The sequence below is a fragment of the Runella sp. R0.1_18 genome (assembly GCF_057652155.1).
This window is the reverse complement of the sequence record NZ_JBYFCK010000126.1, coordinates 1-278: the sequence shown is the minus strand read 5'-3', so window position 1 is coordinate 278 and position 278 is coordinate 1. Positions and strand designations below refer to the sequence as shown.

The window sequence follows — 278 nt, the reverse complement described above, 5'->3', positions numbered from 1 at the left end:
CGGCGGGCGCGCGCGACTGGCGGCTGGACCGGATGACCTCGGCCCAGGTGTGGCACACGCCCGACGACCGGGCGGCGTTCGAGAACCTGTGGCGCGAACTGAAGGGGGGAGAGCCGGAAGAACCCGCGCATCTGACCGTGCTGGGCCGCGACGTGGTGATCGAACGCACGGTCGGGTCCATGGCGCGCGCGACCTTTGATGAGCTGTGCGCCCGGCCGCTGGGGCCGCAGGACTATCTGGCCATCGCCCAGCGGTTCCACACCCTGTTCCTGGACGAC

Annotated in this window: 1 protein-coding gene; it reads left to right on the top strand. The window is 71.2% G+C overall.

Going from position 1 to position 278, the window contains the following annotated elements:
- A partial coding sequence (gene zapE, locus AC23P2_RS31365) for an AFG1/ZapE family ATPase (RefSeq protein ID WP_487776833.1) occupies positions 1 to 278 on the top strand: 278 nt, incomplete at both ends.